The sequence below is a fragment of the Enterobacter sp. Y17 genome (genome assembly GCF_019730495.1).
Lineage (GTDB): Bacteria > Pseudomonadota > Gammaproteobacteria > Enterobacterales > Enterobacteriaceae > Enterobacter > Enterobacter asburiae_B.
On the sequence record NZ_JAASKP010000001.1, the window covers coordinates 706,701 to 726,578 of the forward strand.

The window sequence follows — 19,878 nt, forward strand, 5'->3', positions numbered from 1 at the left end:
CGCCTTCGGGCGGGTTCTCTTTAGGTCAGGCAAGACGCATGACCCAGGCATCGGTTTTACTATCGTAATGCTCACGGTAAAGGACAGAATGTTCGCCATCAAGTATTGCCGGGACGCTGGTGTCTGCATCCCATGCATCGAGCTGCATGCACAAATCCGGGTCGGATTTGCAGGGAATACTTAACGTTCGATCGCCTTGTGCTTCGCCGCGCAGCTCTGCGTCGTCGATCTCAAAAGCGCCAATACGCACGCTGGTTTTCGTCATAGTGCTCTCCGGGTCGGTTGTCAAAATCTGGTATGACCAGTGCGATCACCCATTTTTGATCGTAGACAAGGAGAGCAAAATCGCCAGTAAAAAAATGCGCTTTTTTTCAGGCTGTGCGATCGTTACCGGTAAACAGACGGCCGTCCCGAACCAGCTCGCGCGGATAGCTGTTTTTCAGCCTTGAACCGACCTTTTTTGCCAGCCCCAGCGGATATCCCTGATACGTCACTATCACTTCATCGCCTGATGGCGTGCTGTCCGGATAGACATCGCGACCACGGTACCACTCTTCGGCTTCCTGATGCGTCAGGGCAAAGGTATTCTCGCCTCCGGCAAGGGCGATAACGGCCTCATGCTGCCAGCGATACCCTTTATTATGCACTTCCGCCAGGCGGATACCGATTCGGGAAAAACGGACCTTTCCGATAAGCGGCTCGATCTGTGCCGGGAACAGCCATATCTCTTTATCACGCATCCAGGGGTGCAGGCTCTCATCCCAGACCAGCCCAACCTTTTTGGCGGCGGCTTCAAGCTGTGCTGCATCGCGACCTTTAAGAGGGGAAAACGGGAAGTTGCCGACCTTGAATTTAGGTGCGGGCAGGGGAGCAACCGCCTGCGTTTTACGCAAACGCGCCACAAAAAAACCTTCGCAGTCGTAAATCTGCGGGAACACGTGAAGGAAACCCTCCGGCGTGACCGCCTCCTGTGCCGAGGCGAACAGGCCGTTAAGCGGCAGGAACTCAACTGCCTCCGGGTAGTTCGCTTTCAGCCGCAGGCAGACGTCTTCGTTTTCATCGCGGTTTAAGGTGCACGTTGAATAGACCAGCGTGCCGCCAGGGCGCAACGCGTGAAATGCGCTGTCGATCAGCTCGCGCTGCGTGGCGGCGATCTCCAGGTTGCTCTCAACTGACCAGTTTTTTAACGCGTCGGGATCTTTACGCACCACCCCTTCGCCGGAGCAGGGCGCGTCCAGCAGAATGGCATCGAAGGCTTCCGGTAAAGCGGCGCCAAACACGCGTCCGTCGAAGTGCGTCAGGGCAACATTATGAATACCGCAGCGGCTGATGTTGGCATGCAGCACCTTCACGCGGCTGGCGGAAAACTCGTTGGCGAGGATCGCCCCGTGGTTACCCATTCGGGCGGCAATTTGCGTGGTTTTTGAGCCAGGAGCGGCGGCAACATCCATCACGCGTTCAGGCGCATTGCCATCGGCGAACAGGGCGGCCACCGGCAGCATCGAGCTGGCTTCCTGAATATAGAACAGGCCGCTCAGATGTTCAGCGGTACTGCCCAGCGGCAGCGAGGCTTCGTCATCGCGTTCGATCCAGAACCCCTCGGCGCACCACGGGACCGGCGTAAGCTGCCAGCCGTACGGCGAGACCAGCGCCAGAAAATCATCGACGCTGATTTTCAGCGTGTTGACGCGAATACTTCGGCGTAACGGACGCTGGCAGGCGGCGATAAAATCATCTAACGACAGGTGAGAAGGAAGCGCCTCGCGCATCTGCGCCAGGAATTGTTCAGGAAGAAATACGGAGTTTTGAGCCACGGGCACACCACAGGGAAAAGTTCAGGTGCGCAGTGTAACATAAAGGCTCCGGTGCGTTGACACCGGAGCCTTTCAGATTAACGCGGCAGGGCGGTTCCCCATTCGCGCCACTCTTTCGGTTCGCTTTCGAGCAGCAGGAAGTGTTTACCCGGCTGCGCTTTCGGCGCCAGCGGCGTGCCCGGCGGCGTGGCAAACGCGATACCGCCGCGAATGAACTGGTTGAAGGTGCCGGTTTTCACCACGCCTCCCGTCAGGCCAAAGTCCAGCGAATAGCCGGATGCCAGCCAGAATACCGAGTTATTACGGACCAGGTGCTGGTAGCGTTCGCTGATGCGTAACGCCACCATTACGCGGTCGGAGAGCGTACCGAGCGTCAGGCCCGTGACCGTACCCACTTCAATGCCGCGGAACAGAACCGGGGTGCCGATGCTCAGCGAGCCGGCTTCCGGCACTTCCACCACGATGCTCAGGCCGCCAAGATAGCGCGAGTCGGTGATCGTGGCTTCCTGAAGCTCGAAATCACGACGTGCATTGCCCTGGCCCGGCTCAACGTTGATGTACGGCTGCAGGATGGTGTCGAGATGCTCAACGCCTGCGGCCGAGATCTGCGGCGTCACCACCGAGAAGCGCGAACCCGTGCGGGCGAAGGTCTGCACATATTCCGGGTACAGCACGGCGGTGGCCTGCACCTCGTTGCGCGAGGTAATCAGCGTCAGCTTCTGGATTTGTCCAATATCAATGCCCAGATAGCGGATTGGCATGCCTTCCGCCAGCTTACCGGCATCAAACGCGTGCAGGGTAATCTGTCCACCCACGGCGCGTGCGGCGGTTTCGGACGGGAAGAGAATACGCTTATCTCCTTTGCGCAGATTCGCGCCCGCGCCGCTAAGATTATCGAAGCTAATCGCCCCGCGCAGCGCGCGAGAGAGCGGTGAGGCCTGCACGGTCAGCCCGTTACCGTTAAGCTGGACTTTCGCGCCGCCTTCGGCCCAGAAGACGCTGTTTGGCGTCAGCAGCTTGCGGTACTCCGGCTTGATATGCAGTTCGATATCAAACGCGTCCGCACGCGGGCGAACGGCGATCACTTCCCCAACTTCAAACTTGCGATACAGCACCACGGAACCTGCCTGTACGTCCGGCAGCGTCTCGGCGCTTAATGTCAGCGTGGTGGTAGGGAGATCGCTCAGGCTGTTTTCAACCGCTTTCTCCAGGTTGGCATACAGCGGATAGCTGTCGCGAACGGGGCCTTTATCGCCGGGCAGAATGCGGATGCCGCCGTTAACCCATTCGCTGGCGCTGGCGCCGAGGAATTCCACGCCGTCCAGTCCCACCTTCACATCGACGCGACTGTTTACCACGAATTTGCTGTCGCCGTGCACCAGGTCGCTGTACTGCGGATCGATGGCGACCGAGAAGGTCACGCCATTCGCGGAGAGCTTACGCTCCAGCACCTGGCCGACCTGCACGCCGTGTAAAATTAACGGCTGGCCGGCTTCGATTCCGTAACTTTCTGGCGCATTCAGCGTGACGGTCACTACGCCCGGCTTTTGCAGCAGGGATTTATCCGCCGGGGCAATCACGAAGCTATTGCTGGGCTCACCTTCACCGGGGATGAGTTCAAACGTATTGCCGGTCAACAGCGTGCTGAGGCTGGCATCGTTCAGGGAGAGCTTTGGACTGCGCATTTCGATACGCGTTTTCTCGCGCAGGAGGTCGACCACGCTCGGATCGACAGTCATTTCTCCTGTGACCGAGCCGCCCGGGTTGAGCGTCATTTTGGTGAGCTGACCAACCTGCAACCCCTGATACATCAGCGGCGTTGAACCCGCTTTTAGCCCCTTAGCATCGGGCAGAGCGAGTTTGACGATCACGCCGCGCTGGCTGTGCGCCAGGTCTGCGTACAATCCAAATGAGTCATCCGCGGTGGCAGGGCTTGAGTTTTCCGGGGAGTCAAAAGCAATGGCACCATTCACCAGCGCGGCCAGACTCTCCAGCTTCACTTTCGCACCGCTCAGGCTGACGTCCGCATCCACGCCGGAGACGTTCCAGAAGCGGCTGCCTTTTTTCACCAGATTGGTGAAGCGACGCTCGATCAGCACGTCGATGGTGACGCCCTGTTTATTCGGGTTGATCGCGTAATCGTACACGCGGCCAACCGGGATTTTGCGGAAATAGACCAGCGAACCGCTGTTCAGAGAACCGAGATCCGGCGCCTGCAGATGAATCATTAAATCGCCGTTGTTGAGGCGGTACTTGGGCTGTGTATCCAGGGCAACAAAGTGATCCTGTGGCTCTCCTTTACCCGGCATCATGCCGATATAGTTACCGCCCACGAGCGCATCCAGCCCTGACACGCCGGCCAGAGACGCTTTTGGCGTGACCAGCCAGAACTGCGTTTCGCTGCGCAGGGCATCCTGCATGTCAGATTTAATACTGACCCGCACCTGAATCTTGTTCAGCCCTTTTCCAAGGGAGATGTCCTGAACCGTACCCACTTCAACCCCCTGGAAGCGAACGGGCGTTCGCCCGGCGACGATGCCGTCGGCGGTCTGGAAATCAATGGTGACGGTACTCCCGCGATCTTCATAGCTCGTCCAGATCAGCCAGCCTGCAATCATCAGGGCGATGACGGGCAGCAACCAGAATGGCGAAATGCGGCGTTTTGTTTTAATTCTCGCTTCAGTCGGCGAAGCGGGGGTTTCCTGACTCATGTGCATCCCAAAGTAAGCGGCTATCCAGCCATTCCACAGCAAGAATAGTCAATATCACCGCAGAGCCGAAATAAAAAGCCGCGGGTCCCATTGTAAAAGCAAGTAGCTGGTCGCGATTGATGAGCGACATCATCAGCGAAATCACGAACAGATCTAACATTGACCAGCGGCCAATCCAGGTGACGAACCGCAGCAGTAGAATGCGGGTCCGTAAGCCTTGTTCACACTTAAAGTGAATGCTGATGAGCAGGGTAAACATCACCACCACTTTGGTAAAGGGAACCAGGATACTGGCAATAAAGACGATCGCCGCCACCCCGACGTTGCTGTGCGCAAGGGAGATAATCCCGGAGAGGATAGTATCCTCCTGACGCCCGCCATTCACGTAAATGATGGAGATCGGCAGCATATTGGCTGGGATCAGAAACACCAGGGAGGCGATCAGCGCGGCCCAGCATTTTTGCAGGCTGTTGTTGCGCCGCAGTCTCAACGGAATGTGACACCGCGGGCAGCGCCCACGCGCGTCGGGCAAGCCGGTATAGTGGCATCCCAGACAGACGCGTAGATTTTCATCAGGACGCGTGGCGGGGCGCTGAGGGTAAAATCGCTCCCAGAGCTGTTCAACGTTCAGGTGGATCAGCGTCAGGATGCTCAGCAATACCAGGCTGATGAAAGCAAAAAGTCCGATGCCGGGCTGCAAAAAGGCGTAGTCCTGCACCTTTATTGACGCAACGCCCACGCCCACCAGATAAATATCCAGCATCACCCACTCTTTGAGCTTATCCAGCATCAGCAGCACCGGGCGAAGGTTCATGCCGAGAATATTGCCAAACCACAGATAGGCAATGGCGGCGACCAGCACCAGCGGCGCGCCAACGGTGCAGAACAGCACCATGGCAGCGGTGATGGGATCGCCCTGACGGGTCATCTGCCAGATACCCTGCAGCACGTTGGCGTCAATGCGCACGCCAAGCAGGTAGAGTTTCAGCAGCGGTTCGCTCCAGGCGAAGGGCATTAGCAGCAGCATGGTGACGGCCATGGCGGCGAGGCGGGTGAGCGACCAGTCGCGGCCGTCGCGAATTTTGGCGTCGCAGCGGGGACAAAAGGCACTTTGGTGCGATTTCATCTTCGGCAACATAAAAAGCGTATCGCACTGGGGGCAACGCTGATAATGTGCACGTGGCAAAGCTTCGCTTACCGTATGGACAGTTATCTTTCTTGTCGGCGTAATTTTGGTTGTTTTTAAGGCCATCAGCTGCGCACAAATAAGTATTGTTGAAAGTTATAATAACTCATGAACGGATTCATCTTGAGCATGAGCGCATTTAATGCTTATTTTAATAGGCTATGCGGTAAATTTGTAAGACAACTAAGTGATTGAATAATGAACAAAACAGAATTCTACGCGGATCTGAACCGCGATTTTAAGGCATTGATGGCGGGTGAGACCAGCTTCTTAGCCACTCTGGCAAATACTAGCGCATTGCTGTTTGAACGTCTCTCTGACGTGAACTGGGCCGGCTTTTACCTCCTGGAAGGTGAAACGCTGGTGCTCGGTCCGTTCCAGGGCAAACTGGCCTGCGTGCGTATTCCGGTAGGGCGTGGCGTATGCGGCACGGCGGTGGCCGAAAATCAGGTCCAGCGTGTGGAAGACGTTCATGCGTTTGACGGGCACATTGCCTGTGACGCCGCCAGTAATTCTGAAATCGTTCTGCCGCTGGTGGTCAAAAATCAGATTATTGGCGTTCTGGATATCGACAGTACGGTCTTCAGTCGCTTTACAACCGAGGACGAACAGGGGCTGCGCGAGCTGGTGGCGAATCTGGAAAACGTACTCGCCGCAACCGATTATCAAAAATTCTTTGCGAGCGTCGCAGGATAATCAACGGATAACGTAGCATTTACTGATAGCGTCATTATAATGACGCCTGTTCATGCCTGCGCTTGTTGGCAACGTCCGTTGTAATCAGGAAATTTCATGGAAAATCAACCTAAGTTGAATAGCAGTAAAGAAGTTATCGCATTTCTGGCCGAGCGTTTCCCGCAGTGCTTCAGCGCGGAAGGTGAAGCTCGTCCCCTGAAAGTCGGTATTTTTCAGGATCTGGTGGCGCGTGTTGAAGGGGAAATGAACCTCAGCAAAACTCAGCTGCGTTCCGCCTTACGTCTTTATACTTCGAGCTGGCGCTACCTGTACGGTATCAAACCTGGCGCGACCCGCGTGGATCTCGACGGCAACCCGTGTGGTGAGCTGGACGAGCAGCACGTTGAGCACGCGCGCAAGCAGCTTGAAGAAGCCAAAGCACGCGTTCAGGCACAACGTGCAGAACAGCAGGCGAAAAAACGCGAAGCCGCAGCGGCAAACGGCCAGGAAGAAGCGCCTCGTCGTGAGCGTAAACCACGCCCTGCGCCGCGCCGTCACGATAATAACGATCGCAAACCGCGTGCAGACAAACCAGCAGCAAAAGCCCCGCGCGCCCCTCGTGAAGAGCCGCGCCATAAGCCGGTTTCTGACATTAACGCCCTGAGCGTAGGTCAGGCGCTGAAGGTAAAAGCGGGTAACAATGCTATGGACGCCACCGTACTGGAAATCACCAAAGATGGCGTTCGTGTACAGCTGACTTCTGGTATGTCAATGATTGTACGCGCAGAACACTTGTTGTTCTGAAACGGAGGCCAAGCCTGGCATGAACACTTTTTTTAAGCTCACCGCGCTGGCGGGCCTGTTTGCCATAACAGGTCACGCTTTTGCAGTGGACGATATCACGCGTGTTGATCAAATTCCGGTTCTCAAGGAAGAGACGCAGCACGCGACGGTGAGCGAGCGCGTGACCTCACGTTTTACCCGCTCGCACTATCGTCAGTTCGATCTCGATCAGGCCTTTTCGGCCAAAATCTTTGACCGCTATCTGAACTTGCTGGATTACAGCCATAACGTTTTGCTCGCCAGCGATGTCGAGCAGTTCGCTAAGCGCAAATCCGAGGTGGGTGACGAGTTGCGTTCTGGCAAGCTGGATCTGTTCTACGATCTCTACAACCTGTCGCAAAAGCGCCGCTTTGAACGCTATCAGTACGCGCTGAAAGTGCTGGAACGTCCGATGGACTTTACCGGTACTGACACCTTTAATCTGGATCGCAGTAAAGCACCCTGGCCGAAAGATGAAGCCGAGTTGAATGCGCTATGGGACGGTAAAGTTAAATACGACGAACTGAGTCTTAAGCTGACCGGCAAAGACGAAAAAGAGATCCGTGACACGCTGACGCGTCGTTACAAATTCGCCATTCGTCGTCTGGCGCAGACCAACAGTGAGGATGTTTTCTCACTCGCGATGACCGCCTTTGCGCACGAAATCGATCCGCACACCAACTATCTCTCTCCACGCAACACCGAACAGTTCAATACCGAGATGAGCCTGTCTCTGGAAGGTATCGGCGCGGTGCTGCAGATGGATGATGATTACACGGTGATCAATTCCATGGTCGCGGGTGGCCCGGCATCCAAAAGCAAAGCGATTAGCGTAGGCGATCGCATTGTGGGTGTAGGACAAACAGGCCAGAACATGGTCGACGTGATCGGCTGGCGTCTCGATGACGTGGTTGCGCTGATCAAAGGTCCGAAAGGCAGCAAGGTTCGTCTGGAAATTCTGCCTGCCGGTAAAGGCACCAAAACCCGTATCGTTACCCTGACCCGCGAGCGTATCCGTCTGGAAGACCGCGCGGTGAAAATGTCGGTGAAAACCGTGGGTAAAGAGAAGGTGGGTGTTCTGGATATTCCTGGCTTCTACGTGGGCCTGACTGACGATGTGAAGGTTCAGCTGCAGAAGCTTGAAAAGCAGAACGTCAGCAGCATTATCATCGACCTGCGCAGTAACGGCGGCGGGGCGCTGACGGAAGCGGTTTCACTCTCCGGTCTGTTCATTCCATCTGGTCCGGTGGTTCAGGTGCGCGATAACAACGGTAAAGTGCGTGAAGATGCCGACAACGACGGTGTGGTCTACTACAAAGGCCCGCTGGTGGTCCTGGTTGACCGCTTCAGTGCTTCCGCGTCTGAAATCTTTGCCGCTGCAATGCAGGACTATGGCCGCGCGCTGATCGTCGGTGAGCCAACCTTCGGGAAAGGCACCGTTCAGCAGTATCGCTCTCTGAATCGTATTTACGATCAGATGCTGCGTCCGGAATGGCCTGCGCTGGGCTCGGTTCAGTACACCATTCAGAAATTCTACCGCGTGAACGGCGGCAGTACGCAGCGTAAGGGCGTAACGCCGGACATCATGATGCCGACAGGCACGGAAGAGACCGAAACCGGCGAGAAGTTTGAAGATAACGCCTTGCCGTGGGACAGCATCAATGCCGCGACCTACGTGAAAGCGGGTGATATGACGCAATTTGGCCCTGAACTGCTGAAAGCGCATAACGACCGCATCGCGAAAGATCCGGAGTTCCAGTACATCATGAAGGACATTGCACGATTCAATGCCCTGAAAGATAAGCGGAATATCGTTTCTCTGAACTACGCACAGCGTGAGAAAGAGAATAACGAAGACGATGCAACCCGCTTGGCGCGTATCAACGATCGCTTCAAGCGCGAAGGTAAGCCTCTGCTCAAAAAACTGGACGATCTGCCAAAAGATTACCAGGAGCCGGATCCGTATCTGGACGAGACGGTGCATATCGCTCTCGACCTGGCGAATCAGGAAAAAGAGAAACCTGCCGTACAGCCCGCTCCGGCAAAATAATCACCCAACAGGCACAAGGAATTGTGCCTGTTTCTTTTTGTTCTTCATCCTTCCGTCAGCCAGATTTCCAATTGTGTAAAGTTGTGTCTTTCTGGTGACTTACGCCCGCCGGATGCTTGAAAATAGCCGCAATACCCATACGATGTGGGTAATCGCATAGTGCGTTTTGTTAAACTGAGGTAAAAAGAAAATTATGATGCGAATCGCGCTCTTCCTGCTCACCAACCTGGCGGTCATGGTGGTTTTCGGGCTCGTGCTAAGCCTGACAGGAATTCAGTCGAGCAGCGTTCAGGGTCTGTTGATTATGGCGCTGCTGTTTGGTTTTGGTGGCTCGTTCATCTCCCTGCTGATGTCGAAGTGGATGGCACTGAAATCGGTGGGTGGTGAGGTTATTGAACAGCCGCGTAACGATATGGAACAGTGGCTGATGAATACGGTGGCTCAGCAATCCCGTCAGGCCGGGATCGCTATGCCGCAGGTGGCGATTTACCATGCCCCGGACATCAACGCTTTCGCGACGGGCGCCCGTCGCGATGCGTCACTGGTTGCCGTCAGCACCGGATTGCTGCAGAACATGAGCCGTGACGAAGCCGAAGCGGTTATTGCCCACGAAATCAGCCATATCGCCAACGGTGACATGGTGACCATGACCCTGATTCAGGGCGTGGTGAACACCTTCGTGATCTTCATCTCCCGTATTCTGGCGCAGATCGCGGCAGGCTTTATGGGCGGCAACCGTGACGAAGGTGAAGAGAGCAACGGCAACCCGCTGATCTACTTCGCCGTTTCGATGGTTCTGGAACTGGTATTCGGTATTCTGGCCAGCATCATCACCATGTGGTTCTCCCGCCACCGTGAATTCCACGCGGATGCCGGCTCGGCGAAGCTGGTTGGTCGTGAGAAGATGATTGCCGCGCTGCAGCGCCTGAAAACCAGCTACGAGCCGCAGGAAGCGAACAGCATGATGGCCTTCTGCATTAACGGTAAATCCAAATCGCTGAGCGAGCTGTTTATGTCTCATCCGCCGCTGGATAAACGTATCGAAGCGCTGCGCAGTGGGGAATACCTGAAGTAACGCTAAGAACCCTAATAAGCCGGGCAGGAGAACACTCCGCCCGGCTTTTTTTATGCCTGAACTTTGGGCTGGGTCATCCGCAGGCCGCTGACGACCGCCGCGAGGGAAGCAAGGGCTCCCGCGGTGAGAAGCGCAACGTGGTTGCCGTTTTGTCCGGCGAGGTTAAACATCAGGGCAACCAGTGCCGCACCTGTGCTTTGCCCCAGAAGGCGCGCGGTCCCCAGCATGCCGCTGGCACCACCGCTGCGATGGCGCGGCGCGGAGGTGATAATGGTGTGATTGTTAGGGGACTGGAACAGGCCAAACCCTGCGCCGCACAGGATCATGCGCCATATTATGTCCAGATCGGTTGGCGAGGACGGTAGCAGAGCCAGCGCGAAAAGGCCTGTCGCCATCACCGCCAGCCCCAACGCTCCCAATAAACCGGCATGGACGCGTTCAATTAAGTAACCTGCCAGCGGCGCCATCACCATGGTCGCCAGCGGCCAGGGGGTTAACAGCAGGCCGGTCTCCACTTCTGAACGGCCGACCACGCTCTGCAGAAAGAAGGGCAGAGAAACCAGGGCCAGCATCTGGGCGCAGAACGAGCAGACGGACGTGCAAATGGAGAGGGAAAAGAGGGGAATACGCAGCAGATCGACCGGCAGCAAAGGCACGGGGAGAGTGAGCTGGCGGCGAACAAAGAAGAAGCCGATCGCCAGCAGGGCGATGAGCTCCGCAGCGGTAAGCATCAGGGACTGTCCCTGCGCAAAGCCGCTCAGCGCCGTAATCAGCAGGCCAAAGGTCAGGGCATTCATCACCGCACTCGCCACATCGAAGCGCGGCATGGTGCTTTTGGGACCGTTAGCGGGAAGAAAGCGCAGGGCAAAGAATATAGCGACAATGCCCAGCGGCACGTTAATAGCAAACAGCCATTGCCATGACGCAACGGAAAGGATCGCCGCCGCTATGGTTGGCCCGGCGGCGGAAGAGACGGCGACAATAAACGAGTTTATCCCCATGCCTCGCCCCAGATGACGCTGCGGGTAAATTAAGCGGATTAACGCCGTGTTTACGCTCATGAGCGCCGCGCCGCCAAAACCCTGCGCAATGCGGGCAAGCGTCAGGGTATGCAGTGAATCTGAAAGGGCGCATAACAACGACGTGAAGGTGAAAACCACCAGACCGCACTGATACACCCGACGGTAACCGAACATATCGCCCAGGAAAGAGAACGAGAGCAGGGAAACCACAATCGCAATCTGATAGGCGTTAACGATCCATATCGAACTGGCGGGAGAGGCGTGCAGGTCGCTGGCGATGGTTGGCAGGGCAACGTTCGCGATTGCGCCGTCAAGGACGGCCATTGAGATACCAATAATGATGGTCGCTATAGCGCCATACCGCTGGGGTAAAGGCAGGCCATCGGAAAGGGTCTTTTCCATTAGGATTAAAAAAGCTCAGCGTGAAATTATTCTCAGGGTAACTATTTTAGCATTGTTACAGCCGCGATATGTCGCAGATTTGTAACGAAGTAAACGCGGATTGATTGCAGGTGACATGACGGGAACTTATAATAAAAACCGGTTCTGATTTTTATAAAACACTCTCTATGAGGTGGTAAATGGCTATTGCGGATTTGGATAAACAGCCAGATTCTGTTTCTTCCGTGCTGAAGGTGTTTGGCATCTTACAGGCGCTGGGGGAAGAGCGTGAAATAGGTATTACAGAGTTGTCGCAGCGCGTGATGATGTCTAAAAGCACCGTATATCGCTTTTTGCAAACCATGAAGTCGCTGGGCTACGTAGCCCAGGAAGGTGAATCTGAAAAATACTCTCTGACGCTGAAGCTGTTTGAGCTGGGCGCCCGTGCGCTACAAAATGTTGACCTGATCCGCAGCGCTGATATCCAGATGCGTGAAATCTCTCGCCTGACCAAAGAGACCATCCATCTCGGCGCGCTGGATGAAGACAGCATTGTTTACATCCATAAAATCGACTCCATGTACAATCTGCGCATGTATTCGCGCATTGGTCGTCGCAACCCGCTCTACAGTACCGCGATTGGTAAGGTTCTGCTGGCGTGGCGCGATCGTGAAGAAGTGAAGCAGATCCTCGAAGGCGTGGAATACAAGCAAAGTACCTCGCGAACCATTACCAGCACGGACGCGCTGTTAACGGTGCTCGATCGCGTACGCGAGCAGGGGTATGGCGAAGATAACGAAGAACAGGAAGAGGGTCTGCGCTGCATCGGCGTTCCGGTGTTTGACCGCTTTGGCGTAGTAATCGCGGGCTTAAGTATCTCCTTCCCAACCTTACGCTTCTCCGAAGAGCGCCTGCATGAGTATGTGGCTATTCTGCACACTGCCGCACGTAAGATTTCTGAACAAATGGGTTACCACGACTACCCGTTTTAATTTCTGCCCGCATAAAAAAACGCCGCATCTGTTGCGGCGTTTTTTATATCAGTCATGTCATCGGCTGATTAGCCATTATCAATCACGACGGATGTCTTACGCAGGACCGGACAGTGGGTCAAGCCAACGATCCCGCTGTCAGTATGCAAATATTGCGCAGTGCTCACGCCCTGTGCCGTTAAATATTTACATTGAATCCCTAACCCGGCTGCGTTTTCGGTGCTTCCCACAAGCACACCGTAACCCGTGAGCAGAAGGCCAATCCAGACGATAGCCAGTGCAATAATTGTTCGAATAATGAAGCGCATCATTAACCTCTTTTGTCATTGTTATCATAAAGCTAGCGTAAACGGTTTACACGATGAAACAAGTGCAGGATTCTGAAAAAAAGCGCGATGGCGGTACAGTTAGTCCTTGTTTAAGATAAGCGTGATAACCTCGTTACATCAGGTTTTTAGACGGAGTGTGGAGTGAAAAAAATACGCTGGGTAATTCTGATTATCGTGCTGATAGCGTGCGTGGTGTTATGGACGCAGACGATCAATGTGATGTGCGATCAGGATGTACAGTTTTTTAGCGGCGTTTGCGCAATCAATAAGTTTATTCCGTGGTAATACGCATTTTTTCTCAAGGTGATTTCCTTCCTTCGCGCCAGTGGTAAAATAGACGTTTTTATTGAGGTGGTGAAATGGGTGAGTTACTGAATTCAGGGCTGCTGAATATGGCATCCCTGATGATTTCTTTGGTTGTTCTGCTTGTGGGCCTGGTCATCTGGTTTTTCGTGAACCGCGCCAGTTCCCGTACTAACGAGCAGATTGAACTGCTGGAAGCTCTGCTCGATCAGCAAAAACGTCAGAATGCGCTGCTGCGCCGTCTGTGTGAGGCTAACGAACCGGAAGAAAAAGACGCGCCGAAAGACGCGGTCGCTGAAGATAACAAAGACGAAGACGACTTTATCCGCCTGGTGGCTGAGCGTTAATCTTTTGTCCGGGAGGTGGCTGTGGTCTGGAAAAATCCCTGGTATGACCCCTCCCTGAAACATCACACTCCGAATGGTTTTCGTAATACCGATCCTGTTGGACATCAACCCGGCGACCTTGACCGTTGGCGCAAAGCGCGTAAAGAGGCCGGTTTACCGAAGCCACCCGCGCTGGGTTATGAAGACTTTATCCAACAGTGGTGGCAACCGGTTGAGCTTACGCAACCTCATGAAGATGGGGTATGGTGGCTGGGACACGCGAGCGTGATGCTGCAGCTGGACGGCAATATCATCCTTACCGATCCGGTTTTTTCACGGCGCGCTTCTCCACTCCCTTTCCTGGGACCACAGCGCAAAACGCCTCCCGCGCTGTCAGTCGATCAACTCCATCAGCTTGATGCGGTCGTCATCTCCCATAATCATTACGATCATCTTGATGACGCGACCATTCGCCGTATTCTCAAACGCTTCCCCGAGGTCAGTTTTTTTGTTCCGCTGGGCCTGGCCAGCTGGTTTCGCCGCCGGGGGGCAAAACGCGTGGTTGAGCTCGACTGGTGGCAGAGCTTCACCTGGCAGGGGATGACGCTGACCGCCGTACCGGCACAGCACTGGAGTATGCGCACGCCATGGAACCGCAATCGCTCATTATGGTGCGGCTGGGTTATGGAAGGTCGACATCATCGTTTCTGGTTCAGCGGAGATACGGGGTATTCGCCCGAGCTGCTGTTGATACCTGAACGTCTGGGCCATATAGATGTTGCCGCGTTACCGATTGGAGCCTATGCCCCACGCTGGTTCATGGCTGTCCATCATATGGATCCGCAATCTGCGGTGGCATTGTGGCAGCAGCTGGGCTGCCCTCTGGCGTTTCCCATTCACTGGGGCGTGTTTGAACTGGCAGATGAATCCCTGGATGAACCTGTGCGGGAGTTAACTGACGCGCTAGATAATTTAGCACCGGTTAATCATTCTTTCAGGATACTGAAAGTTGGTGAATATTTATCCTTATAAACGAAGCGATAACGTAGTGCATATATTCTGTATGTAAACGCGTGCAAGAATGTTTTATTTTTATCGAAACGTTTTGCTTGCCTTCTTTTGATGCAGAGTCATAAAAATTTCATTATTTTGGTGCATAACACTGTTTATTAGCTGGTGCATTTTAATACAGTTCGGCGCGGGTTATTAACAGTGTTTTTGCTCTGAAACAATTTGGTCGCGTTACAATGATTTAAGCATAAGTTTTCACAAAATGTTCTAACTCAATCAGGACGTAAGATTTCTTTTCCCGGTTGCTGGACGCTTCGTAATGATTGAGCTATGTTAAAAAAGTCTTAGATTACAGCGCTTGTGAAAGTAACGCTGGGTCTTTGTTACGCAGCAGAGCTGTCTGTAAGTGATGCGCATAATTGTGCAAAACCTGACAGGCACTGTTCGAATTTGTGCGGCGGATCGAGACATGTTTAAAAATGGCTTGCCATATTAAACATAGTGTGTGATAACACGTTTTGGGTCAAACGAGGTACAGTTCTGTTTATGTGTGGCATTTTCAGTAAAGAAGTCCTGAGTAAACACGTTGTCGTTGAATACCGCTTCTCTGCCGAACCTTATATTAGTGCCTCATGCAGTAATGTCTCAGTTTTATCTCAGTTAATGCCTGCGGGCTAAGAAAACACTCTAAGGAATTTTGCAAAATGGCAAAGATTAAAGGTCAAGTTAAGTGGTTCAACGAGTCTAAAGGTTTTGGTTTCATTACTCCTGCTGACGGCAGCAAAGACGTGTTCGTACACTTCTCTGCAATCCAGGGTAACGGCTTCAAAACTCTGGCTGAAGGCCAGAACGTTGAGTTCGAAATTCAGGACGGCCAGAAAGGCCCAGCTGCAGTTAACGTAACTGCTATCTGATCGAACCGCTGCTGACTGAAGCGCTTAGCGCTTCAATCTCAGACATAAAGCCTCGCATAACGCGGGGCTTTTTTATGTCCTTTATCTTTCAAAATATTACCATTTGCGGTCTTGTTAGTAACTTGTTGCAAAGCTGCGAGGTTAGTAGCACTGTTTTGCCACCTTAACCCCATCTTTTCCCGTTAAATCAGGGCGTTGTTTAACAGTCCTGGGGTTCAGGTGAAGAAGAAATTGATAACGACCGCTGGCAATTTCACGCCGGCGCGTTTTGTGCTGCTCTGTTTAGCTATTTTTTGTAGTCTGGCTTTTTTGCTGGGCCGCGTTGCTTGGCTGCAAATCATCAAGCCTGACAATCTGGTGAAGCAGGAAGATATGCGTTCCCTCCGCCAGCTGGCGATTGATGCGCCGCGGGGCATGATAATGGATCGCGAAGGTCGCCCCCTGGCGGTGAGCGTGCCCGTCCGGGCCGTCTGGGCCGACCCTAAAACGGTGCTGGCAAAAGGGGGCGTTGGCGTTGATGAACGCTGGCAGGCGTTGGCAAATGCGCTGCATCTCTCCCTGGGCACACTTTCGGCGCGAATCAACGCCAACCCGCAGGGGCGTTTTATTTATCTTGCCCGTCAGGTCGATCCTGCTCAGGCGAAGTGGATCGATAAGCTGAATCTGCCCGGCATCAATTTACGCGACGAGTCACGCCGTTTTTATCCTGCCGGCCATGTGGCAGCGAACCTGATTGGCTTCACCAATATTGACGGGCAGGGCATTGAAGGCGTGGAAAAAAGCTTTAACGCGCAGCTGACCGGCAAGCCGGGTGTGCGGCAGGTAAGGGAAGACCGATACGGTCGCGTGGTTGAAAACCTGACGGAAGTGGCGCCTGCACCGGCGCATAACATCCAGTTAAGTATCGACGAGCGGCTGCAAACCATCACCGAAGATGCGCTCGATAATGCCGTGGCCTGGAACAAGGCCGAGTCTGGTGCATCGGTGCTAATTAATATCCCAACCGGGGAAATACTCGCCATGGCGAGCTATCCGGATTTCAATCCCAATAATCGGGAAGGCGCGACGATAAACGATTTCCGCAATCGCGCCATCAGCGATACGTTCGAGCCCGGTTCGACGGTCAAGCCGCTGGTGCTGATGACGGCCCTGCAGCAGGGCCTGGTCCAGCCGGACAGCGTGATTGACACTCACCCGTATACCCTTGACGGGCATCGTATCCGCGACGTGGGCTATTATCCTGAACTGACGATGACCGGGATCCTGCAAAAATCGAGCGACACCGGCGTGTCACGACTGTCCCTGGCAATGCCTGTCCAGCATCTTATTGATACCTATCGCAACTTTGGATTTGGCACGAATACGGGGCTTGGCTTAACGGGCGAAAGCGCGGGGCTGTTGCCAAATCGTAAATACTGGAGCCAGCTCGATCGCGCGACCTTTGCTTTCGGCTATGGGCTGATGGTGACGCCGCTCCAGCTGGCGCACGTCTACGCCACGATTGGCGGCTTCGGGCTCGAGCGACCTCTCTCGATTACGCGTATCGATCCACCCGTTATCGGGCACCGCGTCATGCCGGAAGAGATTGCGCACGAGGTGGAGCACATGATGGAGAGCGTTGCGCTGCCCGGCGGCGGGGGCGTTAAGGCCGCCGTTCGTGATTACCGGGTGGCGGTGAAAACCGGTACGGCAAAGAAAATTGACGACAGCGGGAAGTACGTCGATAAATACGTTGCCTATACGGCCGGCGTCGCGCCCGCCAGCGATCCGCGCTTTGCCCTGGTGGTGGTGATTAACGATCCGCAAAATGGCGCCTATTACGGCGGTGCCGTTTCCGCACCTGTCTTCAGCGAGATTATGGGCAACGTGCTGCGTCTGGAGAATGTGAAACCTGACGGGTTACCGGCGGGTTCCGATCACCTTATCGTTATGCGTTAACCGGGCGTTTATAACCAGGGCGAATAGCGGTACACTTCGCCCTTTGATTATGCTCCGGAGTCACCATGTCCTTCAGCTGTCCCCTTTGCCACGCCCCCCTGACGCACTCAGATAAAAGCTATACCTGTCCGCAGGGGCATCAGTTTGATATGGCAAAAGAAGGCTACGTGAATCTTCTGCCGGTGCAGCATAAGCGCTCCCGCGATCCAGGCGACAGTGCAGAGATGATGCAGGCGCGTCGTGCGTTTCTGGATGCCGGGCACTATCTGCCGCTGCGGGAGACCGTCGCGCAGATGCTGAATGACATCCTGCCGGGTTCAGCCACCGCCATGCTCGATATCGGCTGCGGGGAAGGGTACTACACCGCACGCTTTGCCCAGATCGCCCGTGAGAAGGGCGCGTTGACATTCGGTCTGGACGTGTCGAAAGTGGCCATTCGCGCGGCGGCAAAGCGTTACGCTGACGTGACGTTCTGCGTGGCATCCAGCCACCGGCTGCCGTTTGACGATGCCAGCATGGATGCGGTTATCCGTATTTACGCGCCCTGCAAGGCGGAAGAGCTGGCTCGCGTGGTGAAACCGGGCGGATGGGTAGTCACCGTAACGCCGGGCCCGCGTCATCTGATGGAGCTGAAAGGGCTGATCTACGACGAAGTGCGACTGCATGCCCTTCATTCTGAACAGCTGGCCGGTTTTACCCTGAAGCAGGAGCAAACCGTGGCGTATGAAATGACGCTGAAAGGCGAAGAGGCCACCGCGCTGCTGCAGATGACGCCGTTCGCATGGCGGGCAAAACCGGAAGTGTGGGAAGCGTTAGCTGTACAATCAATATTTAACTGCCAGACGGATTTCAGTATCCACGTCTGGCAGCGCGAAGATTAACCGGCGAAGTGTGCCCAGAGGATCTGGGCACCAATGCCAATCAGCACAATTCCCCCCAGGATCTCGGCGCGTTTACCCAGCAGCGGGCCGATAAACCGTCCGACCATCATGCCCAGCGTGGACATGATCAGCGTTGCGCAGCCGATGGCCAGCGCGGTGGCGATAATATTGACCTGCAGGAATGCCAGACCGACGCCGACGGCCATTGCATCAAGGCTGGTGGCAATCGCCGTGGTGACCAGCAGCCAGAACCCGTGACGGTGCTGCGGCTCTTCGTCTTCATCATCACCGCCGCGAAAACCTTCAATCACCATTCGGCCGCCGAGAAACACCAGCAGTACGAAGGCAATCCAGTGGTTCCACTCCAGCACGAACTGGCTGGCGAGCATGCCAAGTCCCCAGCCGATAAGCGGCGTCAGCGTTTCGATAGCGCCAAAAATAAGGCCGGTACGCAGGGCTTCTGAGAACTTAGGTTTGTGGAGCGTGGCGCCTTTTCCGATGGAAGCCGCAAAAGCGTCCATGGACATGCCAAAAGCGAGGAGGATCGTAGCGGAGATATTCATAACAGCGTCCAGACCGGGGATATCCATATGACACATCACTGCCCCCAGTAAACAGCAGTTGATGTATCTATGGTCTCGCCTGATCGCGCTGCACATAAGGTGTGCTGTCAGCGATCCGTACGCGCCACGTTTTTCAACGAGTATGTTGACACGTACATTTCCTGCGAGCAGGAAATCGGCTACTCCCCAACGACGGGCGCAACCTTAACATATTTTGAGAATATAAAACAACAATGGAGAAGCATTATTTAAATGCTTGTTGATAACGATTTTCATTTGTCTTTAAGCGTGAAATTATCGTTAAAAAATAGAGAGCAAATTAACGAAAAGGATATAGCTTAGGCTATGTTTCTTGCGCAAGATAAACACAGAATATAGCCATTGCTATATATTCAAATCATTGAGTTTTAAGAAGTAAGTTGTATATTTTTTCCAGGTCGTCAATATTCTTCACCCGAATAAGCAGGCGGCGTTGTTCTAATTGCATCACCAGCACACCGTCTTCAGATAAATTCATCTCTTTAATACGGTTATATTCTATCCACACATTGGCGAAGAAAAATCCGCGGGATTTAAAAATGATTTTCGGCGTGCGGATCCAGAACAGATAAACCGCCATTAATGCCAGCGCACATAATAACCATGTGGTTAATATTGCACCATGGCTGGTGACGTTATTGTAAATAAGAATAACGATGAGACCCGCGAAGATAAACGCATCCACGCGCCCGCGTCGCAGAAGGGGAAGGGAGAGCAGCGTCTCGCCGTGAAGGCGGGGCATGATGAACTCGTCATAGATCGCGTAAGCCAGAAGGGCAGCAATAAATAAAACCAGTACGATGTCCGTGACAGTCATTCATCCTCCAGATAAAAAACCGGGGGCAA

At 54.3% G+C, this 19,878-nt stretch carries 19 protein-coding genes and 1 pseudogene; 12 read left to right on the forward strand and 8 right to left on the reverse strand.

Annotated elements, in window-relative coordinates:
• Positions 1–25: 25 nt before the first annotated feature.
• The 4 genes from HCH49_RS03235 to yebS form a co-directional block, all read right to left on the reverse strand.
• Positions 26–265: a YebV family protein gene (locus HCH49_RS03235; RefSeq protein ID WP_008500472.1), complete on the reverse strand. Its 240-nt coding sequence runs from the start codon at positions 263–265 to the stop codon at positions 26–28.
• A 106-nt stretch (positions 266–371) separates the two neighbouring features.
• On the reverse strand, positions 372–1,814 hold the full coding sequence (rsmF, locus tag HCH49_RS03240) for a 16S rRNA (cytosine(1407)-C(5))-methyltransferase RsmF (protein ID WP_409410427.1): 1,443 nt from the start codon (positions 1,812–1,814) through the stop codon (positions 372–374).
• A 77-nt stretch (positions 1,815–1,891) separates the two neighbouring features.
• A complete protein-coding gene (locus HCH49_RS03245) occupies positions 1,892–4,525 on the reverse strand; it encodes a PqiB family protein (RefSeq protein WP_033145835.1) in 2,634 nt (877 codons plus the stop codon).
• Positions 4,494–5,777, reverse strand: coding sequence for a membrane integrity lipid transport subunit YebS (gene yebS, locus HCH49_RS03250; RefSeq protein WP_023312213.1), 1,284 nt, complete (start codon positions 5,775–5,777; stop codon positions 4,494–4,496). Before yebS ends, HCH49_RS03245 begins: the two co-directional genes overlap by 32 nt.
• Before the next feature lie 132 nt (positions 5,778–5,909).
• Between yebS and HCH49_RS03255 the strand changes: the two genes are divergently transcribed.
• The 4 genes from HCH49_RS03255 (at position 5,910) to htpX (ending at position 10,333) form a co-directional block, all read left to right on the forward strand.
• On the forward strand, positions 5,910–6,407 hold the full coding sequence (locus HCH49_RS03255; RefSeq protein WP_008500476.1) for a GAF domain-containing protein: 498 nt from the start codon (positions 5,910–5,912) through the stop codon (positions 6,405–6,407).
• A 96-nt stretch (positions 6,408–6,503) separates the two neighbouring features.
• Positions 6,504–7,190 (forward strand): RNA chaperone ProQ, encoded by a 687-nt coding sequence (gene proQ, locus HCH49_RS03260; protein ID WP_221702171.1) that lies wholly within the window; start codon positions 6,504–6,506, stop codon positions 7,188–7,190.
• Positions 7,191–7,209: 19 nt separating this feature from the next.
• On the forward strand, positions 7,210–9,258 hold the full coding sequence (gene prc, locus HCH49_RS03265) for a carboxy terminal-processing peptidase (protein ID WP_029741991.1): 2,049 nt from the start codon (positions 7,210–7,212) through the stop codon (positions 9,256–9,258).
• A 193-nt stretch (positions 9,259–9,451) separates the two neighbouring features.
• Positions 9,452–10,333: a protease HtpX gene (gene htpX / locus HCH49_RS03270; RefSeq protein WP_014884290.1), complete on the forward strand. Its 882-nt coding sequence runs from the start codon at positions 9,452–9,454 to the stop codon at positions 10,331–10,333.
• 50 nt (positions 10,334–10,383) lie between these two features.
• Here the strand turns inward: htpX and HCH49_RS03275 are convergent, their stop codons facing one another.
• On the reverse strand, positions 10,384–11,757 hold the full coding sequence (locus tag HCH49_RS03275) for an MFS transporter (protein ID WP_039263641.1): 1,374 nt from the start codon (positions 11,755–11,757) through the stop codon (positions 10,384–10,386).
• A gap of 179 nt (positions 11,758–11,936) precedes the next feature.
• Here HCH49_RS03275 and kdgR point away from each other — a divergent pair, with 179 nt between their 5' ends.
• The gene (kdgR, locus tag HCH49_RS03280) at positions 11,937–12,728 is read left to right on the forward strand and encodes a DNA-binding transcriptional regulator KdgR (protein ID WP_023312208.1); all 792 of its coding nucleotides are present in this window, start codon (positions 11,937–11,939) and stop codon (positions 12,726–12,728) included.
• Between the two features lie 68 nt (positions 12,729–12,796).
• On the opposite strand, the gene HCH49_RS03285 is transcribed toward kdgR, so the two are convergent.
• Positions 12,797–13,036 (reverse strand): YobH family protein, encoded by a 240-nt coding sequence (locus HCH49_RS03285; RefSeq protein WP_033145832.1) that lies wholly within the window; start codon positions 13,034–13,036, stop codon positions 12,797–12,799.
• 162 nt (positions 13,037–13,198) lie between these two features.
• On the opposite strand from HCH49_RS03285, the gene mgrB reads away from it, so the two are divergent.
• The 7 genes and pseudogenes from mgrB (at position 13,199) to rlmA (ending at position 18,430) form a co-directional block, all read left to right on the forward strand.
• The gene (gene mgrB, locus HCH49_RS03290; protein ID WP_006175995.1) at positions 13,199–13,342 is read left to right on the forward strand and encodes a PhoP/PhoQ regulator MgrB; all 144 of its coding nucleotides are present in this window, start codon (positions 13,199–13,201) and stop codon (positions 13,340–13,342) included.
• Positions 13,343–13,416: 74 nt separating this feature from the next.
• The gene (locus HCH49_RS03295; RefSeq protein WP_008500484.1) at positions 13,417–13,707 is read left to right on the forward strand and encodes a YebO family protein; all 291 of its coding nucleotides are present in this window, start codon (positions 13,417–13,419) and stop codon (positions 13,705–13,707) included.
• A 21-nt stretch (positions 13,708–13,728) separates the two neighbouring features.
• Positions 13,729–14,718 (forward strand): MBL fold metallo-hydrolase, encoded by a 990-nt coding sequence (locus tag HCH49_RS03300; protein ID WP_221702172.1) that lies wholly within the window; start codon positions 13,729–13,731, stop codon positions 14,716–14,718.
• A gap of 525 nt (positions 14,719–15,243) precedes the next feature.
• Positions 15,244–15,388: pseudogene (locus HCH49_RS03305) on the forward strand (DUF2627 domain-containing protein).
• 13 nt (positions 15,389–15,401) lie between these two features.
• A complete protein-coding gene (gene cspE / locus HCH49_RS03310) occupies positions 15,402–15,611 on the forward strand; it encodes a transcription antiterminator/RNA stability regulator CspE (protein ID WP_001062678.1) in 210 nt (69 codons plus the stop codon).
• Between the two features lie 219 nt (positions 15,612–15,830).
• Entirely contained in the window at positions 15,831–17,549 is a 1,719-nt protein-coding gene (gene ftsI / locus HCH49_RS03315; protein WP_033145830.1) for a peptidoglycan glycosyltransferase FtsI, read from the forward strand.
• A 65-nt stretch (positions 17,550–17,614) separates the two neighbouring features.
• A complete protein-coding gene (rlmA, locus tag HCH49_RS03320; protein ID WP_033145829.1) occupies positions 17,615–18,430 on the forward strand; it encodes a 23S rRNA (guanine(745)-N(1))-methyltransferase in 816 nt (271 codons plus the stop codon).
• Here the strand turns inward: rlmA and mntP are convergent.
• Both mntP and HCH49_RS03330 read right to left on the reverse strand, forming a co-directional pair.
• On the reverse strand, positions 18,427–18,993 hold the full coding sequence (gene mntP, locus HCH49_RS03325) for a manganese efflux pump MntP (protein WP_029741998.1): 567 nt from the start codon (positions 18,991–18,993) through the stop codon (positions 18,427–18,429). The two genes, rlmA and mntP, sit on opposite strands and share 4 nt — an antisense overlap.
• A 397-nt stretch (positions 18,994–19,390) precedes the next feature.
• Positions 19,391–19,849, reverse strand: coding sequence for a DUF986 family protein (locus HCH49_RS03330; RefSeq protein WP_221702179.1), 459 nt, complete (start codon positions 19,847–19,849; stop codon positions 19,391–19,393).
• Positions 19,850–19,878: the final 29 nt, after the last annotated feature.

Bases quoted from the DNA above. Each gene is read 5' to 3' on its own strand.
- HCH49_RS03235 (WP_008500472.1), bottom strand. From the start codon at position 265: ATGACGAAAACCAGCGTGCGTATTGGCGCTTTTGAGATCGACGACGCA.
- HCH49_RS03295 (WP_008500484.1), top strand. From the start codon at position 13,417: ATGGGTGAGTTACTGAATTCAGGGCTGCTGAATATGGCATCCCTGATG.
- HCH49_RS03330 (WP_221702179.1), bottom strand. From the start codon at position 19,849: ATGACTGTCACGGACATCGTACTGGTTTTATTTATTGCTGCCCTTCTG.
- HCH49_RS03245 (WP_033145835.1), bottom strand. From the start codon at position 4,525: ATGAGTCAGGAAACCCCCGCTTCGCCGACTGAAGCGAGAATTAAAACA.
- rlmA (WP_033145829.1), top strand. From the start codon at position 17,615: ATGTCCTTCAGCTGTCCCCTTTGCCACGCCCCCCTGACGCACTCAGAT.
- HCH49_RS03275 (WP_039263641.1), bottom strand. From the start codon at position 11,757: ATGGAAAAGACCCTTTCCGATGGCCTGCCTTTACCCCAGCGGTATGGC.
- yebS (WP_023312213.1), bottom strand. From the start codon at position 5,777: ATGGCCTTAAAAACAACCAAAATTACGCCGACAAGAAAGATAACTGTC.
- htpX (WP_014884290.1), top strand. From the start codon at position 9,452: ATGATGCGAATCGCGCTCTTCCTGCTCACCAACCTGGCGGTCATGGTG.
- HCH49_RS03285 (WP_033145832.1), bottom strand. From the start codon at position 13,036: ATGCGCTTCATTATTCGAACAATTATTGCACTGGCTATCGTCTGGATT.
- HCH49_RS03255 (WP_008500476.1), top strand. From the start codon at position 5,910: ATGAACAAAACAGAATTCTACGCGGATCTGAACCGCGATTTTAAGGCA.
- mntP (WP_029741998.1), bottom strand. From the start codon at position 18,993: ATGAATATCTCCGCTACGATCCTCCTCGCTTTTGGCATGTCCATGGAC.
- cspE (WP_001062678.1), top strand. From the start codon at position 15,402: ATGGCAAAGATTAAAGGTCAAGTTAAGTGGTTCAACGAGTCTAAAGGT.
- proQ (WP_221702171.1), top strand. From the start codon at position 6,504: ATGGAAAATCAACCTAAGTTGAATAGCAGTAAAGAAGTTATCGCATTT.
- prc (WP_029741991.1), top strand. From the start codon at position 7,210: ATGAACACTTTTTTTAAGCTCACCGCGCTGGCGGGCCTGTTTGCCATA.
- kdgR (WP_023312208.1), top strand. From the start codon at position 11,937: ATGGCTATTGCGGATTTGGATAAACAGCCAGATTCTGTTTCTTCCGTG.